The following is a 21,367-nucleotide window of genomic DNA, read 5'->3' as shown; positions in this document are numbered from 1 at the left end:
GTGGTGAGAAGTCGCTACCATCTAGGAAAATACGCACTAAACTACGCCTTGACAGCGGTAATGTTACCAATCAGTTCAGGTTTATCCTGCAACTGTAACAGAATTGTTACCTGCTCGACGAGAAACAGCCACCCAGTGGAAAGCCGCTCGGCGCCTTGTGCGTCTTGTGAGTTGCAAACTCCTCTTGTAACCAGTTTTTATCTTAACATATCTTATGGAAGGTTTTACGTTAATTTCCTTCTTAAGGGGGAGGCGGAAAACCGACCAATACAAAACAAAGGTTGAAAAAGTTAGTCAAAAGTCAACAGTCTAAAGTCCGAAGTCAATAGTTCAGAATAATCAGTCTACAGGTTATTGACTATCAATTTTTGGTTATGGATTGTAAATTTTGGATGAAAAATTTTGAGTAAGTACTCCGACTACAAATCTGATAGAACAAAACCAAAATTGATTATCCAGAGTCGCCAAGCCCTTGAGTCGGATAAATTCAAAATCCATAGACTCTTGTGCAGCTATCCGCAGGGTAATCCAAAATCTAAAATCGGTAGACCATTGACTATTGACCATTGACTATTGACTATTGACTCTGGACTGTGTGTTACGGATTAAAGACGTGGACTTATATCAGCTGTTTAAAACCCGCACACCAATAATTGGTGTAGTTCATTTACTACCCTTACCTACCTCGCCTCGTTGGGGAGGTAGCCTGAAAGCGGTAATTGACCGTGCCGAACAAGAAGCGACAGCCCTAGCCAGTGGAGGGGTTGATGGCATCATTGTAGAAAATTTCTTTGATGCGCCGTTTCCAAAAAACCAGGTTGACCCTGCTGTTGTCAGTGCAATGACTATAGTAGTGGAGCGAATACAGAATATGGTGACGCTACCTGTTGGTATTAACGTTTTACGGAACGATGCTAAAAGTGCTATGGCTATTGCTAGCTGTGTAAGAGCGCAATTTATCCGTGTGAACGTCCTTAGTGGGGTGATGGCAACCGACCAGGGTTTAATAGAAGGAGAAGCCCATCATTTACTGCGCTATCGGCGCGAATTGGGTAGTGATGTCAAAATCTTTGCTGATGTCTTAGTTAAGCACGCTCGTCCTTTGAGTTCTCCAAATTTGACCGTGGCTGTGCAAGATACCATCGAACGAGGTTTGGCGGATGCCATTATTTTATCTGGTTGGGCTACAGGCAGTCCACCAAACCAAGAAGATTTGGAATTAGCTGCACAAGCAGCAGCAGGTACACCAGTATTTATTGGTAGCGGCGCGTCTTGGGAAAATGTTGCGACATTGTTACAAGTAGCAGATGGAGTGATTGTCTCTAGTTCCTTAAAACGTCACGGTCGCCGCGAACAAACAATTGACCCGATTCGTGTTAATCAATTTGTGGAGGCCGCCCACCGCAGTTGGAACAACAGGGGCGATCGCAAATCTATTTCTTCTGTAAGCTTAAAATCTTAACTGGGGATCGGGGATTCTCCAGAGGAGACGCTACGCGTAGACGCGTAAGCGGCTTCTCTCAGAGTACGGGGATCGGGGAAAGGGGATCGGGGATCAGGGATCGGGGATCGGGGATCAGGAACAGATTTATTAAATAATTCTCCTTTGTCCCCCATGTCTCTGGTGTCTCCCTTTCCCCAATTCCCTTTCCCCTTTCCCCTTTCCCCTTTCCCCTTTCCCCAATCCCAATTACCAATACCTGCTTATGAATCGTCGCCTTTCTTCTACTCCTTGGATTTATCGTCGATCGCGTTTAATCATTGGTGCGATCGCCACTTTAGGTGCTTTGACTACTGCTTATCTGACGGTAGTTAAATTTAGCCAAAGCTCTGCTGCTTGTCCGACACAAAGCTGCGATATAGTGTTACAGAGCGATTATGCTACAGTTTTTGGGCTTCCTCTGGCTTTGTTCGGTTTTTTGGCTTACGTGGGTATGGGAGTTTTTGCCTTAGCCCCGTTGACTGTAAACCCAGTTAAAAAGAAAGATTCTCGCACAAAGCTGGAAAATCTCACTTGGTTACTGCTTCTGATCGGAGCGATCGCCATGTCGGTATTCAGTAGCTTTTTGATTTACCTACTGGTATTCAAGATTAAAGCACTGTGTATCTACTGTGTGGCCTCAGCAATTTTTTCCTTCAGTATGTTGGTACTAACGATTGTTGGTCGTGCTTGGGAGGATATTGGGCAAATCTTTTTTACTGGCATTGTTGTTGGTATGGTGACATTAATTGGCACTCTCGCTATTTATGCTCCTCCACCAAATAACAATAGCGGCGTCACCATTGTAGAAAATCCTGGAAAACCAGCAATCATCAGTTTCAAACCATTAGAAGAACCGAAACCAGGTGTAGGTTGGGAAGTGACAACTACTTCTGGTGAGGCAGAAATTGCACTCGCCCGTCATCTCAAACAAATAGGTGCTAAAGAATACATTGCTTGGTGGTGTCCTCACTGCCATGAACAAAAATTAGTTTTTGGTAAAGAAGCTTACAGTGAAATTGATCATATTGATTGCGCTCCTGCTGATAACCCAAATGGGCTAAAAGATGAATGTCGAGCAGCTAAAATTCAAAGCTATCCGAGTTGGATTATCAATGGAAAAACCTATGCAGGGGCGCAAAATTTAGAGGAGTTAGCAAATATTAGTAATTACGCAGGAGCGCGCAATTTTAAGTATATTTTAAGACGACCATAAATTTTCTTTTCTGCAATTGAGAAAACCAAATCCCCGACTTTTTTAAAAAGTCGGGGATCTTGTTGTTCACCAACCACCAAACCACTAATACCATTTCATGTTAATCACGATACACATAAATTTTGTCCCAGACGCGATATATCGCGTCTCTACAGGGTCTGTATTTGTACCAAGGTTTTAGTGAAATGGTATAACCATAAACACCTATTCCAATACAGGTGCTTTCCACCAATTTTGGTACTGTACCAATGTATGAACTTGCCAATTAGGATCTGGTTGAGGATAATCTAGGCGATAGTGTCCTCCTCTGCTTTCTTTTCTAAAAGCAGCACTTTTGAGGATTAAATAAGCTACATCTAATAAATTATGAGTTTCTGCCCATAATCTTAATTGTCTTTCTACATCTGGCAATTTAAGAGTAACGTTTTGTTTTGGGGGTAAATCAAGTAAAGATTGACTTAGTTGTAGATTTGCAAAATCTTGCTGCCAAGATTCTACAGTGGCGATCGCGATTTCTAATCCTGACTGTTCTCGACAAATACCAGCATATTGCCACACTAAACGGGGAATTTTTTCGCGCAAATCTTCTAAATATAGTTGTTGTTTTTGCCAATCATGCACATCTATAGTAAATTCAGTAAATTCCTCTGCTGTTGAAGCTGCTTCTTCACTGATTAACTCATTTTTGATTTCCACATGGCCCATCTGGGCGCCGAAAACAATACATTCAAGTAAAGAATTGCTAGCAAGGCGATTAGCACCATGTACCCCCGTACTTGCAGTTTCTCCCACGGCGTATAAATTAGGAATATTGGTACGGTTCATGACATCTGTGACAATACCACCCATCCAATAATGAGCAGCAGGAGCGACGGGAATTGGCTCCGAAAAAACATCGATACCCCAACGCTGACAAACATTAATAATATTGGGGAAACGGTGACGAATTTTGTCAGCAGGGATAGGGCGCATATCTAGCCACACGTGGGCTGTTGCGGGATCTGTGGTAGTGTTTTGTAAGTGACTAAAAATTGCCCGACTGACGATATCTCTGGGTGCTAGTTCACCCGCAGGATGATAATCAAAGGTAAAACGTCGCCCTTCATCATCTATTAAGTGCGCTCCCTCGCCACGTACAGCTTCACTAATTAAAAAGCGTTCTGCTCCTGGTTTAGTTAAAGCAGTGGGATGAAATTGGACAAATTCTAAATCTCTGAGAATTACCCCAGCACGAGCTGCGATCGCGACTCCATCTCCTGTACTCACAGCTGGATTTGTAGTTTGAGCAAATACCTGACCACCACCACCTGTTGCTAGCACGACTGCACCAGCTCTTACCCATGTGATTTTACCTTGATAAAATAAGCTAATTCCCTGACAGGCTTGTGATTGGCTATCTATCCACAAACTCAATGCTAAAGCTTGTTGAATGACGTGAATATTTTTACGTTGTAGTACTTGGGCTGTAAGTGTGGTGATTACTTCTCTTCCTGTAGTATCAGCAGCGTGAAGAACTCGGTGCTTAGAGTGGGCTGCTTCTAAAGTTAAAGCTAAATCACTACCATGGCGATCAAAAGCAACCCCTAATTCCACCAGAGATCGAATGCAACTTGGGGCGTGTTCAGCAAGAAATTCGACTGCGGGGCGATCGCATAAACCCGCGCCAGCTTTGATTGTATCGTCAATGTGTAAATGTGGTGAATCATCTGGAGCGATCGCAGCAGCAATACCACCCTGCGCCCAATCACTCGCAGACAAACTCACTGTTTCTTTGGTAATCAGACCAACTTGTAAGGATTGTGGTAGACAAAGTGCTGTATACAGTCCAGCAGCGCCAGCGCCGATTACTAAAACATCAAATTGGTTAAAAGTATTTATTTGCACTAAGGTAAAAATTATTCAAAATTCAAAATTAGAAAAATATTAGGCAGAGCAAAACAGACGCTTCGCTTAATTAAAGACGAAAAATGTGAAATTAAAAATTCAGACGATTTAATTTTTAATTTTTAATTTTTAATTCCGAAGGTGTCTTACTTCCCGATAAGCTTAACTAGTCCAATTCCACTAAAATACAGCCCTAGTACGGCTCCTGCTAGGAGACTTTGGGTAAGGGGATCTGTAGAAGGTGTAATGACAGCACCCAGAACTACTGCACCTAAAATTACATAACGCCAGCCAGAAAACATTTGTTTTGACGAGACAATTCCTAAAGTACCAAGTAAAAGCTGGATGATTGGTACTTGGAATGCTAGCCCTGTACTGAACAGTAGCAATAAAACAAATTCAAAATATTTGTCGATTGACCATAGCTGTTCTACGACATCTGCACCGTAGCTAATGAAGAATTTTAAAGCCGCTGGAATCAGTAGGAAATAGGCAAATACTAAACCTGCTGCAAACAGCACGCTTGATCCTAGAACAATAGGCCCCAACAAGCGGCGTTCTCGGCGAGTTAATCCTGGTAGTACAAACTGGATGATTTGGTACAGGATAAAGGGACTGGCAAGAAGCAAGCCAGTATAGCCTGCAACTTTCAGAGAGACAAAAAAGTATTCGCCGGGTGCAAGTTGGAGAAATTTTACTCCTTGGGCTGGTACTTCCAATAACTGAACTATTGGCTTGACAGCAAAAAAGCAGCCAATAACACCTACTGCTACAGCAATCAGCGCATAAAAAATCCGCAGTCGTAACTCCTCTAGATGTTCAAAAAGGGTCATTTCGACCTCTCCTGGTAGTTCATCCAAAGGATTGGTTTGTTGTTGCTCGTCGGTTTCAAAGTCTGTACCAGAAGCAACCGGAGCAGTTGCAGTGTTTGCGTCTTGTGAAGGCGTCATGAGTCAGCTAGCAAGCATCATTTGTTAACTATTTTATCTGTGGTAGCAGCTACCGGACTCAGACTTTTCGTAGAAGTTGAGAATTTGAGCAAAAATAATTGCAAATTTAATTTTTACTAGTGGTTTGACAACCTAACTTTGATGGGTAAGGGAAGGAACCGCGTTCGACAAAGTCGTTCCCGGAGGGTAGACGCGAAGTACGCAAAGGAAGAGGAAAAGAAGGTGAATCTAAAATTGGTTTACCTAGCAAAGTTGGGTTGCCAGAGTACTAGTAATGTGGCGGACTACTAGTCGAGCGATCGCGACTAGAGTGCTGTTAACCTAGTTTTAGCATAAACGTCTAAAATCTCAAATCTAAAAATCCAGATGATTGTGATTGAAACACCTCGCCTAATTTTGCGACATTTCACCCTAGATGATATAGACGAGTTAGCAGCGATTTATGCTGACCCTGTAGTTACGAAGTTCTACCCAAAACCATATACTCGTGAACAAACACAGCAGCAGGTAGAAAGAATTATGAATATGTACAAAGAAAGGGGGTGGAGTTTGTGGGCAACCATCTATAAGGCTGATCATAAACTAATCGGTCGCTGTGGACTCATGCTCCAATTAGTAGATGAACAACAAGAAGTAGAAATTGGCTATTTATTAGCTAAAGAATACTGGGGACAAGGTTTAGCAACAGAAGCGGCTATTGCGTGTCGAAACTATGGTTTTCAAGAACTTGGTTTAAATCGTTTAATATCATTAATTGACCCTAGAAATATTGCATCTCAAAAGGTCGCTATCAAAAATGGCATGAAATATGAAAAAAATGCTCAAATGTGGGATAAGAGCTTGTGCGTCTATGCGATACAGAAATAATTAATTATGAATCATCAACCTAATTTAGGACTCAGAAATCTAATTTAGGACTCAGAAATCTAATTTAGGACTCAGAAATCTAATTTAGGACTCAGAAATCTAATTTAGGACTCAGAAATCTAATTTAGGTACGTCCTACAAGGCTAGCTACAACTGTAATTAACTCAGAAGGATCAACAGGTTTAGGTAAATGTAACTGAAAACCTGCCTGTATGGCTCGACGTCGATCTTCTGCTCTCGCATAGGCTGTTAATGCTGCTGCTGGTATTTTTCCTCCTTGTTCTTTTGATCGCGATCGCAATTTGCGAACTAAGGAGTAACCGTCTTCCTGGGGCATTCCAATGTCACTAACTAAAACATTTGGTTTCCATTCCTCAACAGCTTGTAGTGCTGCTGGCGCTGAGGCTACTGCTAGCACCTCTGCCTGATACTGTTTGAGTAAGGTGGTGAGATAGTCACGTGTATCAGCTTCATCATCTACAACTAGTACGCGTACACCATCTAAAAGCGAGGGTGAGACAGAAAGACAATTCCCAACAGTCTCTTGACTATTAAATGTTGAGTTTTGAGTGTTGAGTATTGACTGTTGACCCTTAAGAAGTGGTAGTTTGACTGTAAATGTTGTACCTTGTTCTTTTCCGAGACTTGCTACATTAATACTACCGCCATGCATTTCTATTAAATGGCGCACGATCGCTAAACCTAATCCCAAGCCACCATGGGATCTGGTACTAGAACTGTCTGCTTGTCGGAAACGATCAAATACGTAAGGTAGAAATTCAGGGCTGATACCAATACCAGTATCTTTCACTGTAATTTGGGCGTAAGTAGTTTCCGAAGATGCGGATAGAGAAAAGGGTGGTGATGTTTGTAAAGAGGGAGTAATATTCAGACGGGGTGAGGCGGAGAATCTATCAAATACACTCTCTGTATTTTTATCTTGCCGTTTCCCTGTTTTTTGTTCTTTGAACAGAGATAATTCTACCTCTACTCTACCGCCAGCAGGTGTAAACTTGATGGCATTGGATAGTAAATTCCAGACTACTTGTTGTAAACGTTCGGCATCACCAGAAACTAGTGCTGCCTGAGAATCAAACATAATTTGAATATGAATATCTTTTGCTTGAGCTGCTAGATTTACTGTATCGAGAGCAGCTTCTATAATATTTATTAAGTTGCAAGTACGTACATTTAAGCGTAACTTGCCTCTGATAATGCGGGATATATCTAGTAAGTCTTCGATTAACTGGGTTTGAGTTTTGGCGTTTCTCTCTATAGTTTCTAGGGCTTTGGTAATTTGAGTTTCGTTGAGTTTGCGAGAACGTAGCAACTGTGACCATCCGAGAATGGCATTGAGGGGCGATCGCAATTCATGGGATAGTATTGCTAAAAATTCATCTTTCATTCGGTTTGCTTCTTGCAACTGTTCGGTTTGTTGTTGCAAAGAAGTGATTAAACGCGCTCTTTCCATAGCGATCGCAATTTGATCGCAAACTGCTTGCATCATCCCCATTTCATTTTGGCTAAATCGCGAGCGACTGCGACTGCAAAAACAGAGAGTACCCAACAATTGTCCTTGGGCTATTAATGGATAACCGTAATAAGTTTTAATGCCAATTGTCCGGAGGAATTCTACTTTCTGATCCGTTGATTCTTGAACATTCTCTAAAGAAATGGGACGGCGTTCTTGGGCAACAGTACCACACATACCTTGACCAATCTCTAAAAATTTTGCTGCTTGAGCAGTTTTTTCATCAATTCCGTGCCAGGAAGCTAAATGCATTACCTGGGAATTTTCAGTCACTAAAAAATTAAAGTAAACATCTAAACCAATTTGATCTGCCAGTTTCTGAAACAAACTTTCAATTAATGGCACAGGCTCTTTGCTAGAAAGTAGATCACTGGCTGTACCAAATAAAAGCTGTAGCCGTTTATAACCTAAAGATAAGGCTTTTTCGACGCGTTTGAGATTGGTAATATCTTGAAATGTTAAGACACAAGTAGTTGGATAACCGTGCATGGCTGGTAGAGTATCAGCGTAGATCAGCAAAGAGCGGACACCAGCTGGTGTATGCCAGTCTAACTCTACTCCGTCTAAGCGCTCACCACGGGCGACTCTCACTCCTGGTGCTTGTTCATCGGGGATGTGATTACCGGCGGCGTCAGTTGAATAATAAAGAGCTTGATAATCTGCGGCTGAATCTGCTTTGGGAAATTTCCCTCCAGCAACTTCGTCAGCAGCTTTATTGGCAAAAGTAACTCGCGCTGTTCCTGCTTCGATTAATAATAGAGGTGTGGGCATGAGATTGAGTAAGTCTTCCAACCATTTTTGTTGATTGCGGAGTGCTTCCTCTGCCTGCTTGCGGATTGTGATATCTTCAGCAAATGCCAAAATTTGATAAATTTCCCCTTTGTCATCCACGATTGGCACATATTTAATGAGTGTGGTCAATGTGTCATCTTCAGGAAAATTAATCGTGGTTTCTGTTGTTTGAGTGGTGCGCGTTTCAACTGCTTTAAACAGAATCGGAAGATAAAGTTGTGTAATCTCAGTTGGAAAGATTTCTTCGTCAGTGCGTCCAATAATTTCCTCTTTCGCCTTACCGAGACGCTGCAAAGCCGCCGCATTGACAAATTGAAACCTCAGTTGGGCGTCATAAATGGCAAAAACATCTGGCATGTTATCAACCGCCAATCTAAATCGCTGTTCTGTTTGGAGTAGGGTTGCTTCTGTTTGCTTACGTTCGCTCAAATCTAGGATAAAGGCAACTGACTCTTGTTGTTTCTCTCCTACTAACGTATAGCCTACTAAAACAGGTATGCGGCTGCCATCACGCCGAATGTATTCTTTTTCGTAGGGTGTGCAAGCGCCTGTTGCTTGAGCTTCAGCAATACCTTGTGCATCCAAAGGCAAATACTCTGGTGGTGTAATATCGCTCCAATTAATGCTACCCGCTTGTAAAAAATCTTCCCGTGTGTAGCCAATCATATGTAAAAATTTATCATTGGCTTGGCTGATATCACCGTAAATGTCACTATACAAAATGCCGATGATGTTTGATTCTACAAAACTTCTAAGTTTTTCTGTATGTTCTTTTAGTGCTAATTTGGCGCGATCGCGTTGGTGACTAAGCTTTTGAATCGCAGCTGCATTTTTCCAAATTACAATTGTAAAAATTGTCATTAAAAAAATTGCAAACAGGGAAATTGCAAACTCTGACTCATATTGTCCAGCCTTTTCTCCTTGAAGAATTAACCAGCCTGTGATTAGAGGTAGTGCGATCGCGGCTATCAATAAACGACGTGCTAGCAAACCACCATCTGTCTGGCTGGTAATGACTTTCATCACTCCTTGTTCTGGCTGACTCCACAGAATACCCACACAAAGTACAATCAACCCAATGACTGTGTGTAATGCCATTGATGTGACATTAGGGAACATCCCGTAAAAAATCTTTACTTGATAGGCATAACCAATCAAAGCCAGTAAAACAATCAAAATTGCTATCAAAGTGAGAATCTGGGCAAACCAATAACTATGACGGCTTTTTGGTTTCTCTAAAAGCTCTAAAGACAAACCTATCAACAGAAAGCTGACTGCTGTATTCAAACCCATCCGTCCTGGCTGAGAAGTTAATGGGGTGTTTGCTTTTTCGTGGAATAGCAACTGATCAATACCAAAATCCCAACCAAATAAATATTGAATTAATGTGAGTGAGGCAATTGTCAAAACAGTAAACGCGCAGACTCGCTCAATAATTTTGAGATGGGGTCGTGGAGTAAGTCGTCGGTTTGCATCTACGTAACCATCCATAGAGTTGGGGTGATAGAAATAATTTGTGTGTGTACTTGCTAATCTCCCCATATCCCCACCAACACTTACAGACAAAAATAACGATAAACCTGATAAAAAAAAGCACAGGGCTGTGTTACCTTTCATAGTCACGGTGCTGAGATCAAAGCAGTTTTTGAAAAAGTCTATATCGAACCACCAGCCAAGCATGACTGAGCAGCCGATAACTATTGCGATTATGCTTCCAGTTCGTGTAATCACTGAGGGTGAAAAAACTGAGTAAAAACTGTTTTGGTGTAAGCGCTTGACTTTTAGCATTGAAGGTGTTTGAACTGCGTTTATCGATAGCAGTAAATTTAAAAACGGATTGCAAAACAGTACTAGTGTCTTGGGAAAATGCTAAAGGGGGAGCATTCCAATTTTTTCAATACACCACTAAGAGTTAAACCCTGAGCTTAATAGCACAAGTTGTCTTTATACGATTCACATCAATCAAACAGTCATAAGACTGCGATTTGAATCGCAGGCGGTTTTTTTGAACATTTGGGATGCTCCCGGTATAACTACCCCTTTTCCCCTCATCTCCACAGGAGGGTCATAAAAGCTCTCTTTCTAATTGTATATTTCCAATAAGATGCAATAGATCACTAATGTAATATGTGGATATGTTGAATTTTTTAGAATCTATCTTTATACAGATTTTTTATTAATCAGAAAATAATTTCTGGTTTGTAGAACGCCGTTTTGAGGTAGAGGAGTCCTTTCATACCTACTGTAGGAGTGTAGATGTGGCGAAGCTTTTTCTAGAGTACGACCAGAGCGCTCCTACTTTTAGAAAAACAATTTAAATCGTGCTAGTAGACTTTCAATTGTTGGTAGCAAAATTTTATCTAATTCTGGAGTATCTTGAAATTTTAAAATTTGTGTAGCTGGTAAATCAAAAGGAAACTCTCCTGGAAAATCAGGGCGTTGCATTTGCGCTAATAAAATTTGCTCAGACCTTTTGCTGCTAATTGCATAGCCAATTTCCACACAAACGCTTGGACTAGGAATTAATTGAGCAGTTTGTTTACCTTCTATCTTGGCAAGAGGTGTGGTATCTGCGATGAACAACAAACTTCTACGAATTTTTCGCATCATAGCACTTCCTAGTCGTAGAGGAGCTTCTTGAGGACGGTGAGATTCTACTAATTTTAAAGGCAGACGCGATCGCAAGTTCAATTTTTCTACACTCAGCAATAATGCTTCTCGCAATGCATCTGTTGCTGGTGGATATTCTGTTTGATAACAAAAAAATATTGTCGGTTCTAATTGTGCTAAAGTTGGCTGCTTTGTGAAATAAATCTCGTGACTAATTAAGTCAATGTTAGCTACACAATAGCCGCCACTACCTTCTATATAAAATTCAATATTTTCCCCTTCTAGATAGCGACTAAACCACGTTGATTTTCTGATATCGTCACTATCTTCCAAAAAATCTGCTCTTAGCCCCGATTTCAGCAGACTCTTTTTATTGAGGCGAATATCCGGTGAGCGTTTTTCTAGTTCTTGTATCGGCTCGTAGTTTTCAAGATACCATGCTCTCAGAGCAATTATTGACATAAGGCGCTATTTCAAAGATTTAAAATGTCTCGTGCTATTCCACTTCGTACCAGCTTACCTCATCCTCACCATACGCCTGGTTAATGAAATACTAGGTGCGCTTCAAAAACAACAACACCTAAGCAACTAATAGCTGATTTATTTCCTCTCATCGTTAATTCTAGCCGGGGATGTACTGGGTGAATCACCTTTTGACTTTAGTGAAGTCAATCAGTTACAGCGCCCCCTTTCTTTCACTATGAGGAAATATCGCTTTTAGAGTTAGGTGTTGTTGTTTGATAACGAGACAGATTGAGTTTTAACAGCGTCTTTACCTCTTTTTTAATTTACTCATCTAGCTGTTTTATCTGCCAGGGAAGCTTTGTTTGCTTCAATTATTAAATTAGCACTATTTAGAGAAGAGTGTATTTGTTTGAAACTAAACTTTACTTTTCCAATAATAAAGTTTAGAGTCAACAAATTTTGGATTTTAGGTTTGCGATTTTGGATTGACCCCGACCGCTTCTTGGGTGCGGGGCTTGGGGATTTTAGAACATTTTTATCTAAAGAGAAGATGTATACGAATTTAGAGAAAAATATAGTTTCCAAGTCTTATATTTTTTATATTTTATGAGTATTGACTCATAAAATATGAAGTTGTAAAAACAAAATTTCTCTGAAACCACACTCCCACACTTTCCACACTCCCCACACTTCCGAACCGGGAACCCTCACAAGGATAACAACCGTCATAGTCTCAACTGTCTTTTATTCACTCTTCCCATTCGGGCTGTGGGTAGTTCAAAATGGGTTGCATGTGTTTTAAATGATTCAAGCAGTATGCCTAGAACACCTAATGAATACGCAGTACACTTACTAATGGCAAGTGGTCATCGGGAAGAGGTGCGGTTTCCGACGATTCAGGATTTTCAGAAGTGGTATAGTGGCGAACTGATGCCAAAAGCCGCCTCAGATGATTTTATAAACGTGCCGATCAAAAATATTCAAGGTGAATACATGGTTGTGCGTCCCTCGCGGATTGTGGCTATTCGTGTGGAACCACTTTTTAGCTCTAGTGTGGAAAGATAGATTTACATAAATCATGAGAAAAACGCTTGCTTTGATTTCCTTGAGTTTAGGAATTAGCTTTGTAAATCCTGTTTTTTCTGGGTTGGCTCAGGTATCTATACCGATTAACATACAACCTTTGCCATTACCACCAACCAACTCCACCGAACCGTTACCACCAGCAGAGTTATCACCGCCACTAAAACTAGTGACTTTAGGCACTGATTGTAAACCTATTCATCAATGCTTGGGTTGGGATGAACAACTTTGGGGTGGAAAGAGCAAACGAGGCGATCGCAAAGCAATGTTGGCATCTATTGACAACAGTTTACGTTACTTGACCACAGAAAAGGCACGATCAGCGTATCAAAATTATCCTATTTCTGAAATTACCCTGGCTCGCGTCCGTCGGAGTTTGCTGCGTTTTCGCGAGTTGGTGGTTAGCTCTAAATCACCAGACCAACTGCAAGCTGCTGTGCGTCAAGAATTTGATTTTTATCAATCAATTGGCAATGACGGTAATGGTACTGTCAAATTCACAGCCTATTATGAACCAGTTTATACTGCCAGTCGAATTCGTACTTCAGTATATAAATATCCTCTTTATCGACTACCCCTCAACATTGACACATGGGTAAAACCACATCCCAAACGTATAGATCTAGAAGGAAAAGATGGTTTATTGGGTAATAAAAGTCAATTACACGGTTTGGAATTATTTTGGTTTCGCGATCGCCTAGATGCATATCTAGTACATATCCAAGGTTCTGCCCAACTAAGATTAACAAATGGTAAAAAAACCTCTGTTGGCTACGCCGGAGGGACTGATTATCCTTGGACTAGTATCGGCAAAGAACTAGCCAAAGATGGCAAGTTACCTTTACAAGGTTTAACAATGCCTACCCTGATAACATACTTCCGCCAAAATCCCAAAGAGATGAATAATTACCTCCCACGCTGGGAACGTTTCGTCTTTTTCAAGGATACTGGCGGTACACCTGCAACTGGCAGTATTGGTGTACCAGTTACACCAGAACGTTCCATCGCCACAGATAAATCTCTCATGCCACCGGGCGCACTAGCAATAATTAATAACTCGTTTCCTTATCCTGCTGGTAAAGGAAAACTGGTTAAACGCCAAGTCAGTCGCTTCGTTCTCGACCAAGATACAGGTAGCGCCATCAAAGGCCCAGGACGAGTAGATTATTTTATGGGAACTGGTAAATTAGCAGGCGATCGCGCCGGTATTACAGGTGGTAATGGTACTCTATATTATTTGCTATTGAAGGAGTGATCGGGGATTGGGGATTGGGGATCGGGGAAAGGGGATCGGGAAGTGTGGGGAGTAATGTAGAGACGCGCCATGGCGCGTCTGGGAATGTGGGGAGACAACGGAGAATAATTTAATATCCATCATGCCCAATGCCCAATGCCCGATGCCCAATCCCCTTTCCCCGATCCCCGATCCCCAATCCCCAATCCCCGATCCCCTTTCCCCGATCCCCTTTTTTATTTGAGGACTATTTAGCACTATGAAATTTAGCGATATACTGGCGAAACTTGGTGATGCTGCTGCTTCTAATAGTTTTAATTTCGACAAAGACAATAATCCAGAAATTGCTGGAATAGCAGCAGTTAATGAAGCGACGAGCGGAACTCTTAGTTATATTGAAGGGTCAAAATTTGCTGCAATGGTAGGTAAAACATCTGCAAGCGCTTTAATTTTGCCCCAAAATGAAGCACTGCAAACACAAGCACAAGAACGTGGTATTGCTTGGATTGCTACTCCAGAACCAAAGCTAATATTTGCAAGAGCGCTCAAATTTTTCTACCAACCTTGGCGCCCGACTCCAGAAATTCATCCTACTGCCGTAATTAGTCAGAATGCGAAAATTGGCAATGATGTTTACATTGGCCCTCATGCTGTAGTTCATGATGGAGTAGAAATTGGTCATGGGGTATGTCTTCATGCCAATGTTGTGATTTATCCTGATGCGAAGATAGGCGATCGCACAACCTTACATGCTAACTGCACAATTCACGAACGTACTCTCATTGGTGCAGATTGTGAAATTCACAGTGGTGCTGTCATTGGTGCGGAAGGTTTTGGCTTTGTACCGACTGCTACTGGTTGGCACAAAGTTGAACAATCTGGTCATACAGTTTTAGAAGATGGTGTTGTTGTTGGCTGTAACAGTGCTATTGATCGTCCCGCAGTTGGAGAAACACGGGTTGGTCGCTATACAATCATTGATAATTTAGTACAGGTTGGTCACGGTTGCCAAATTGGTGCAGGTTGTGCATTGGCAGGTCAAGCCGGGATTGCAGGAGGTGTCACCCTCGGTAATCGCGTCATTTTGGCAGGACAATCAGGAATTGCGAACCAAGTGAAAATCGGTGATGGTGCGATCGCTTCTGCGAAAGCTGGAATTCACAGTGATGTTGCGCCAGGAGAAATTGTCTCTGGTCTTCCCGCCGTACCTCACAAACAGTTTATTAAAGTGTCTGCAATTTTGAATCGTTTACCTGATATGTATCAAACATTCAAACAATTACAACGCCAAATGAAACAAAAATAATTAAGTCATTTGTTATTTGTCATTTGTTATTTGTCATTGGTTTTTCTCTTTGTCCCCCTTGTCCCCCATGTCTCCCTTTGTCCCTCATATCCCCCGTATCTCCCGTGTCTCCCTTGTCCCCCCTCTCTCCCTTGTCCTGCATATTCAGTTTCAAGTGTTGTTGAAAAAACCTACAATTGTCAGGGTCTTTTATTGTTGTTGTAAATCACCAGGTCTACCGTTAGATAGATTTTTTAATTGTTGTGCTTGAAATTGAAAACAAGCCTATTTTGGCTATTCAATATCCTGCGATTCTGAGCGAAAGAAGGCGATCTCAGTTCGGGAAAAAGGCTTAAAGTAAATGTTAGTACTATAGCCAGTAAGATTCTTTCTAGCATAGTCTTCCTCACAGCCATAAAATTAATAAAATTAAATCTACTTTTAGTTGTAGCTAAGATAGATTTTTTTCTCAACTACACTAATCACAATGTTCGTAGTTAGTGATTTAGATTAAATAATTTTGTGATAAAAATCACTAATGTATTTCACAAAAAAACTGCTTAAGCAATCCTAATACCAATTATTTCTGAAGATGCACAGAATATTAAAAACGAACCGCCAAGACGCCAAGAACGCCAAGAGTGGTGAGTTCTCATTTAGTGCAGCTTCACATTAAATTGGTATAAGTAGTCAGACAAAAATATTTACAGTCATTGCGAGCGAAGCGTAGACGCGGAGCGGCTTCAAGGCAGAGAGAGTAGCAATCTCAGCCCTTGCGATCGCATTTTAAAGTTAAAATAATCAGGTCGTTAAAGATATCTCATCACTTATCGCCTGCTTCCCAACAATATATATGAACGCTACACAAGAACTATTAAAAGAAAAATTACAGCAAGCTTTAGTTGCAGCTTTTGGCGCGGAGTTAACTGGAGTAGACCCAGTGTTGGTTCCAGCAAGTAATCCGAAATTTGGTGATTATCAGGCGAATGTCGCTTTATCTTTAGCCAAGCGTTTAGGACAACAACCACGAGCGATCGCTCAAGCTATTGTTGATAAACTGGATGTAGCTGATATCTGCAAATTGCCAGAAGTGGCTGGACCTGGGTTTATTAATCTCAAACTCACCACCGAATATTTGGAAGCACAACTAGCTACAATGCAAGCAGATTCCAGATTAGGAGTTGCGAAGGCGAAAACACCAAAACGCGAAATTGTAGATTTTTCCAGTCCCAACATCGCCAAAGAAATGCACGTCGGACATTTACGTTCCACAATAATTGGTGATAGTCTGGCTCGAATTTTAGAATTTCAAGGACATGATGTGCTGCGCTTGAATCACATTGGTGACTGGGGAACGCAGTTTGGTATGTTAATTACGTATCTGCGGGAAGTTTACCCTGAAGCTTTGACAACTGCTAATGCTTTGGAGATTGGTGATTTAGTCAATTTTTATCGACAAGCTAAAAAGCGGTTTGATGAAGATGAAGCTTTCCAAGAACAAGCGCGCAAAGAAGTTGTCAGGTTACAAGCAGGTGCAGAAGATACAATTCATGCTTGGAAATTGTTGTGTGAACAATCGAGGAAAGAGTTTCAAGTTATTTACGACTTGCTAGATATTAAAGTGCAAGAACGGGGAGAGTCTTTTTATAATCCCTTATTGCCAAAAGTTGTAGAAGATTTAGAACAAACTGGATTGCTAGTAGAAAATCAAGGCGCAAAATGTGTTTTCTTGGAAGGATTTACTAACAAAGAAGGTGAACCACTGCCCTTAATTGTGCAAAAATCCGATGGTGGTTACAACTACGCAACCACAGACTTAGCCGCTATCCGCTACCGAATTCAAGAAGATCAGGCTAAACGCATAATTTATGTTACAGATGTTGGACAAGCAAACCATTTTGCCCAGGTGTTTCAGGTAGTTGATAAAGCTGGGTGGGTTCCCGCTGATGTTGAACTCGTTCACGTTCCCTTCGGTTTGGTTCTGGGTGAAGATGGTAAGAAATTTAAAACTCGTTCTGGTGATACAGTAAGATTACGGGATTTATTGGATGAAGCGATCGCCCGCTCTCGTACAGACTTGGAAAATAGATTAACACAAGAAGGACGACAAGAAACCGAAGAGTTTAAAGCCAAGGTTGCTGAAGTAGTTGGTATTAGTGCGGTGAAGTATGCAGATTTGAGTCAAAACCGTACTAGTAATTATATCTTCAGCTATGACAAAATGCTGTCTCTCAAAGGTAATACCGCACCTTACATGCTTTATGCTTACGTCCGTACCCAAGGAATTAGCCGCGAAGGTAATGTTGATTTTGAAAAGTTGGGTACAGATGCCAAGATTATGCTACAGGAAGACACAGAATTAACTTTAGCCAAGCATTTGTTACAACTCGATGAAATTATTAGTGAAGTTGAGCAAGATTTATTGCCAAATCGGTTATGTGAATACTTGTATCAACTCAGCGATAAGTTTAACAAGTTCTACGAAAATTGTCCTGTTCTCAAATCTGAGGAACCAATCAGAACATCACGTTTAGCACTGTGTTATTTAACAGCTAGAACTTTGAAGTTGGGATTGTCTTTGTTAGGAATTCAAGTATTAGAGCGGATGTAGGATATAAGGTTATAGCAAGTAACATTAGAGACGCGATATATCGCGTCTCAACAAAATTTATGTGTATCGTGATTAACGTGAAATGGTATAACTCATGAAATAGGGACAGCAATGCAAGCCAGAATATCAGAACAGAAGAAATGGGGAAGGAACCGTTCTTAAAACCAATAAACCCAAAGCTGGAAAAGCATCTGTCGATGAGATCCTAACTAAGACCACACTTACTGCGCGACTTACAAGTGTAGCTAGTTCATATTTTGTTCATTTTAGAAGCGGGATACAACCAAATTAGAATTGAGAGTAACATCTAAATCTTCTTGTGGGTTAATGACAACAACCTCTACTTCTCTTCTACGTAGTAAAACACTTGCTAAAGCACCAGCAGCACCACCAGCTACAGGTTCTAGAGTTTCAATTTTTTTGTTACCTGTAAGCAGAGAAATCACAGTAGCAGCACCTGCACCAATAGCTGCATCTGTGAGTATCGTACCAGTCTTAGCTCCTTTTTTGATGGTTTCTTTTCTGGTAACGACACGGGAACTTGCATCAATAGACTGTCTTCTACCATCACTAAAAATTAATTCTTCGGCGACAAACTGAGAACCTTTTACTTCATTGATAGTTCTAGGTTGCAATTGTCCTTCAATTTTTGTTCCCGCAGGTATGAGAACATTTCGATTTCCGTCTACAACGTTCTGTGCAACTTCCAAGGTTACAGATGTGGTTTCATCGGGAGTGACAACAATTTTATCCTTCTTGAAAGTAACAGGAATTGTCACTCCTGGGGGAATTGAAACTGTGCTTGACTGACTAATCGGTTGAGTTGGTCTAGTGAAAATGGCTGGTTGTTGTTGTGCAATTGCAGCAGAAGTAAATAAAGGCACTGTAGCACTGGTTGACATCACCATTGCCATAAATGCTGTTGTTCCAGATTTCCAATTAAGTAAGCTATTCATAAGAGTACCTGGTATACGGGAAACTCAGGTTTTAAAACCTGAGAGGTAAGCGACTCAAGCGGTAATAAAGCGCCTTGAATTTTTGGGGTAGCAGAGGATACACCCTCTGCCAAATATCTTGTTACACGGGAAATACTTAAATCGGGGTAGTTTTGCATTCTACTTTCGTTCAGGCAATTTTGAACTCAATTTGTTTTTTCTGTACGCATAACAAGTGGCGATAAGCCCATGTGTTTATATCCCTTCGCTACTGACTGCCACAGAGGTTAAAAACTAGGGAGGCATTCTTAACGTGTTTTGGGCTACCACGCCCAGACAATTCAGTTTAATTAGCTAGACACTTGTTTAGTCTCGTATTTGGAGAGCGGTGAATTCTCCTCTTACAAGCCCACCGGCTTGAGCCGCTGGGTTAGTGACATATATTCCTTGTTTGTCTTAGTAGATTGTAATGACGTGATTTTATTGAATATTGTTTCTGAGTTATATTCAACCTGTCTATCGGTCTATACCAATGGATGAAATTATCGCTCGCTGCTTTCACATATTCTTCAGGTGTATTAATATCTAGAGTAACTGCTGAATCCGGAAATTCTATTTTCCAAATTAAGGAGTAGAAATCTTGAATAACTTGACGTAATCCTAAAGTTTCTTCCTGAATGTTTTCTAAATGCGATCGCATCTCTTTTGCAAATAACAAAGGATGACCTATTTTACTTTTATATATTGGTGCAGTAATTAAGGCTGAATGATATTTATGTGCTTGCAGAAGTTGTTGATAAACTGGTGATTTTCTGGGTTGATCAACAGCAGAAATTGCTAAAATATCAGCATGTTCAGGAATATTTTGTAATCCTGCAAGAATAGAAGTTGTTTTCCCACCACTTGTATTCGGATTAATCACAACCAAACTCCCACATGGACAATCTGTTTGTCTGTGAATATTATGTGTACCCAAGACTACCACAGGTGTAAAACCAGCTATTAACCATTGTTCTAGCTGGTATCTCAATAATGTTTTCCCTTCCCACCAAGGTAGTGCGGTTTTACAAGTACCCATGCGGATGGAAGTACCCGCAGCAAGAATAATTGCAAATTTTTGGTTATCTAATACCATTTCACGTTAATAGCGATACATATGAATCTTGTACCAGACGCGATATATCGCGTCTCTACAGGGTCTGTATTTGTATCAAGATTTTTGTGAAATGGTATTACACCCCTAGTTTGTTGATAGTGACAATCCGGTTCCACCACGTCGTACTTTGATTAATTCACCACAGATACTGACAGCTATTTCCTCTGGAGTGAAAGCACCAATATCTAAACCAATAGGTGCATATATTTGCTGTAAAATTTTTGTAGCATACCCTTCATCTTGTAAGATTTTATATATAGTATGGACTCGTTTTTTACTGCCAATCATACCGATATATTTAGGTTGGTAATTTAATATCAATCGTAAAGCTGTTAAATCTTGCACATAGCTTCTATTGACTAAAGCAACATATAAATCAGAAGTATGATTTAAGATTTTTTGAATAGCAATAATTGGTTCAGCAATTATCATAGCAGCCTCTGGAAATCGCTGGTTTGTGGCAAAATCTGGACGATCATCTTGGACAATTACTTGAAAACCGGCGATCTTTGCAACCTGCGTCAAAGGAATCGCTATATGTCCTGCACCAATAATTAACAGTTTTGGTGAAGGTGACAAGCATTCAATGAAAGCTTGATCATACACTAGTAGTGGTGAATTCAGGGATGGCGTTGTTGTTAAATAGGGTTTTTGATCTTGATCAAAAGGCGTAATTAAGACCGCCGTTTGCTCTAAATTTAAAATTTGTAAAATTTTCTTGACTAATTCAATCGCTTTACAGCCTGACCATAATTCTAACCATACCAACATTGTCCCACCGCAAATACCCTGGGTTTGTGAATATGGTGCGCCAGATAAATCAATTTCTACAGATTGCTTTTTGCCTGTTTGGAATATTTGCAACGCTTGCTGATAAACTTTAGCTTCACCAGCACCACCACCGATTGTACCAAAGGTTTTACCGTCACTACTGATGAGCATCTTAGCACCGGTTTCTCTGGGAACAGAACCTTTAGTGCTGACGACAGTAGCTATAACAACGGGAGTTTGTTCTAAGGTTTCAGCAAGTACTTGATAAAAATGGATAAGTTCCAACTTTGCTTATCAGTTATCAGTTATTGGGTAATCTCCAGTGTCTACTTTTGACTCATTCAATGAAATCACCCGACTGGGTGACTCGCTTGGATGAAGGCGATCGCACTCTAGATTTAGACAATATGAGTGGGTGATCAGAGTAAATTTACTCAGTGTAGCGCCAAATTCCAATTGATGCGTGAATTTATCCGGAAACCTGTCATTAGAGTTTG

At 40.8% G+C, this 21,367-nt stretch carries 15 protein-coding genes; 7 read left to right on the top strand and 8 right to left on the bottom strand.

Annotation, left to right across the window (positions count from 1 at the left end; translation table 11 throughout):
* Positions 1-613: 613 nt before the first annotated feature.
* Together btpA and B4U84_RS21940 are read left to right on the top strand one after the other, a co-directional pair.
* A complete protein-coding gene (btpA, locus tag B4U84_RS21950) occupies positions 614-1,462 on the top strand; it encodes a photosystem I biogenesis protein BtpA (protein ID WP_131120554.1) in 849 nt (282 codons plus the stop codon).
* A gap of 244 nt (positions 1,463-1,706) precedes the next feature.
* Complete coding sequence (locus tag B4U84_RS21940) at positions 1,707-2,696, top strand: vitamin K epoxide reductase family protein (protein WP_017311287.1); 990 nt, start codon at positions 1,707-1,709, stop codon at positions 2,694-2,696.
* A 204-nt stretch (positions 2,697-2,900) separates the two neighbouring features.
* Here B4U84_RS21940 and nadB read toward each other — a convergent pair whose 3' ends face one another.
* Together nadB and tatC are read right to left on the bottom strand one after the other, a co-directional pair.
* Positions 2,901-4,580 carry an L-aspartate oxidase gene (nadB, locus tag B4U84_RS21935; protein WP_131120553.1) on the bottom strand — a complete coding sequence of 560 codons (1,680 nt, stop codon included), beginning with the start codon at positions 4,578-4,580 and terminating at the stop codon, positions 2,901-2,903.
* 146 nt (positions 4,581-4,726) lie between these two features.
* Entirely contained in the window at positions 4,727-5,530 is an 804-nt protein-coding gene (tatC, locus tag B4U84_RS21930) for a twin-arginine translocase subunit TatC (RefSeq protein ID WP_017311284.1), read from the bottom strand.
* A 366-nt stretch (positions 5,531-5,896) separates the two neighbouring features.
* On the opposite strand from tatC, the gene B4U84_RS21925 reads away from it, so the two are divergent.
* Positions 5,897-6,397, top strand: a complete 501-nt coding sequence (locus B4U84_RS21925) for a GNAT family N-acetyltransferase (RefSeq protein WP_131120552.1) — start codon at positions 5,897-5,899, stop codon at positions 6,395-6,397.
* Between the two features lie 124 nt (positions 6,398-6,521).
* Here B4U84_RS21925 and B4U84_RS21920 read toward each other — a convergent pair whose 3' ends face one another.
* The gene (locus B4U84_RS21920; protein WP_207390977.1) at positions 6,522-10,508 is read right to left on the bottom strand and encodes a hybrid sensor histidine kinase/response regulator; all 3,987 of its coding nucleotides are present in this window, start codon (positions 10,506-10,508) and stop codon (positions 6,522-6,524) included.
* A gap of 513 nt (positions 10,509-11,021) precedes the next feature.
* Positions 11,022-11,792 carry a hypothetical protein gene (locus tag B4U84_RS21915; RefSeq protein WP_017311281.1) on the bottom strand — a complete coding sequence of 257 codons (771 nt, stop codon included), beginning with the start codon at positions 11,790-11,792 and terminating at the stop codon, positions 11,022-11,024.
* An 819-nt stretch (positions 11,793-12,611) separates the two neighbouring features.
* Between B4U84_RS21915 and B4U84_RS21910 the strand changes: the two genes are divergently transcribed.
* From B4U84_RS21910 to lpxD, 3 genes are all read left to right on the top strand, one after another.
* Entirely contained in the window at positions 12,612-12,860 is a 249-nt protein-coding gene (locus B4U84_RS21910) for a hypothetical protein (protein ID WP_017311280.1), read from the top strand.
* Positions 12,861-12,873: 13 nt separating this feature from the next.
* A complete protein-coding gene (gene mltA / locus B4U84_RS21905) occupies positions 12,874-14,133 on the top strand; it encodes a murein transglycosylase A (protein ID WP_017311279.1) in 1,260 nt (419 codons plus the stop codon).
* Between the two features lie 238 nt (positions 14,134-14,371).
* Complete coding sequence (gene lpxD / locus B4U84_RS21895; protein WP_131120551.1) at positions 14,372-15,418, top strand: UDP-3-O-(3-hydroxymyristoyl)glucosamine N-acyltransferase; 1,047 nt, start codon at positions 14,372-14,374, stop codon at positions 15,416-15,418.
* A gap of 233 nt (positions 15,419-15,651) precedes the next feature.
* Here the strand turns inward: lpxD and B4U84_RS32150 are convergent, their stop codons facing one another.
* A complete protein-coding gene (locus B4U84_RS32150) occupies positions 15,652-15,795 on the bottom strand; it encodes a QAALIT motif small membrane protein (RefSeq protein ID WP_510650808.1) in 144 nt (47 codons plus the stop codon).
* Between the two features lie 455 nt (positions 15,796-16,250).
* On the opposite strand from B4U84_RS32150, the gene argS reads away from it, so the two are divergent.
* Entirely contained in the window at positions 16,251-18,008 is a 1,758-nt protein-coding gene (gene argS / locus B4U84_RS21890) for an arginine--tRNA ligase (RefSeq protein ID WP_017311277.1), read from the top strand.
* Positions 18,009-18,274: 266 nt separating this feature from the next.
* On the opposite strand, the gene B4U84_RS21885 is transcribed toward argS, so the two are convergent.
* The 3 genes from B4U84_RS21885 to B4U84_RS21875 form a co-directional block, all read right to left on the bottom strand.
* Positions 18,275-18,964, bottom strand: a complete 690-nt coding sequence (locus tag B4U84_RS21885) for a hypothetical protein (RefSeq protein ID WP_017311276.1) — start codon at positions 18,962-18,964, stop codon at positions 18,275-18,277.
* A gap of 409 nt (positions 18,965-19,373) precedes the next feature.
* Entirely contained in the window at positions 19,374-20,078 is a 705-nt protein-coding gene (locus B4U84_RS21880) for a nucleotidyltransferase family protein (protein WP_131120550.1), read from the bottom strand.
* A gap of 105 nt (positions 20,079-20,183) precedes the next feature.
* The gene (locus B4U84_RS21875; RefSeq protein WP_131120549.1) at positions 20,184-21,155 is read right to left on the bottom strand and encodes an XdhC family protein; all 972 of its coding nucleotides are present in this window, start codon (positions 21,153-21,155) and stop codon (positions 20,184-20,186) included.
* Positions 21,156-21,367: the final 212 nt, after the last annotated feature.

This window comes from Westiellopsis prolifica IICB1 (genome assembly GCF_004323185.1).
Lineage (GTDB): Bacteria > Cyanobacteriota > Cyanobacteriia > Cyanobacteriales > Nostocaceae > Pelatocladus > Pelatocladus prolificus_A.
This window is presented reverse-complemented; position numbering and strand designations above follow the sequence as displayed.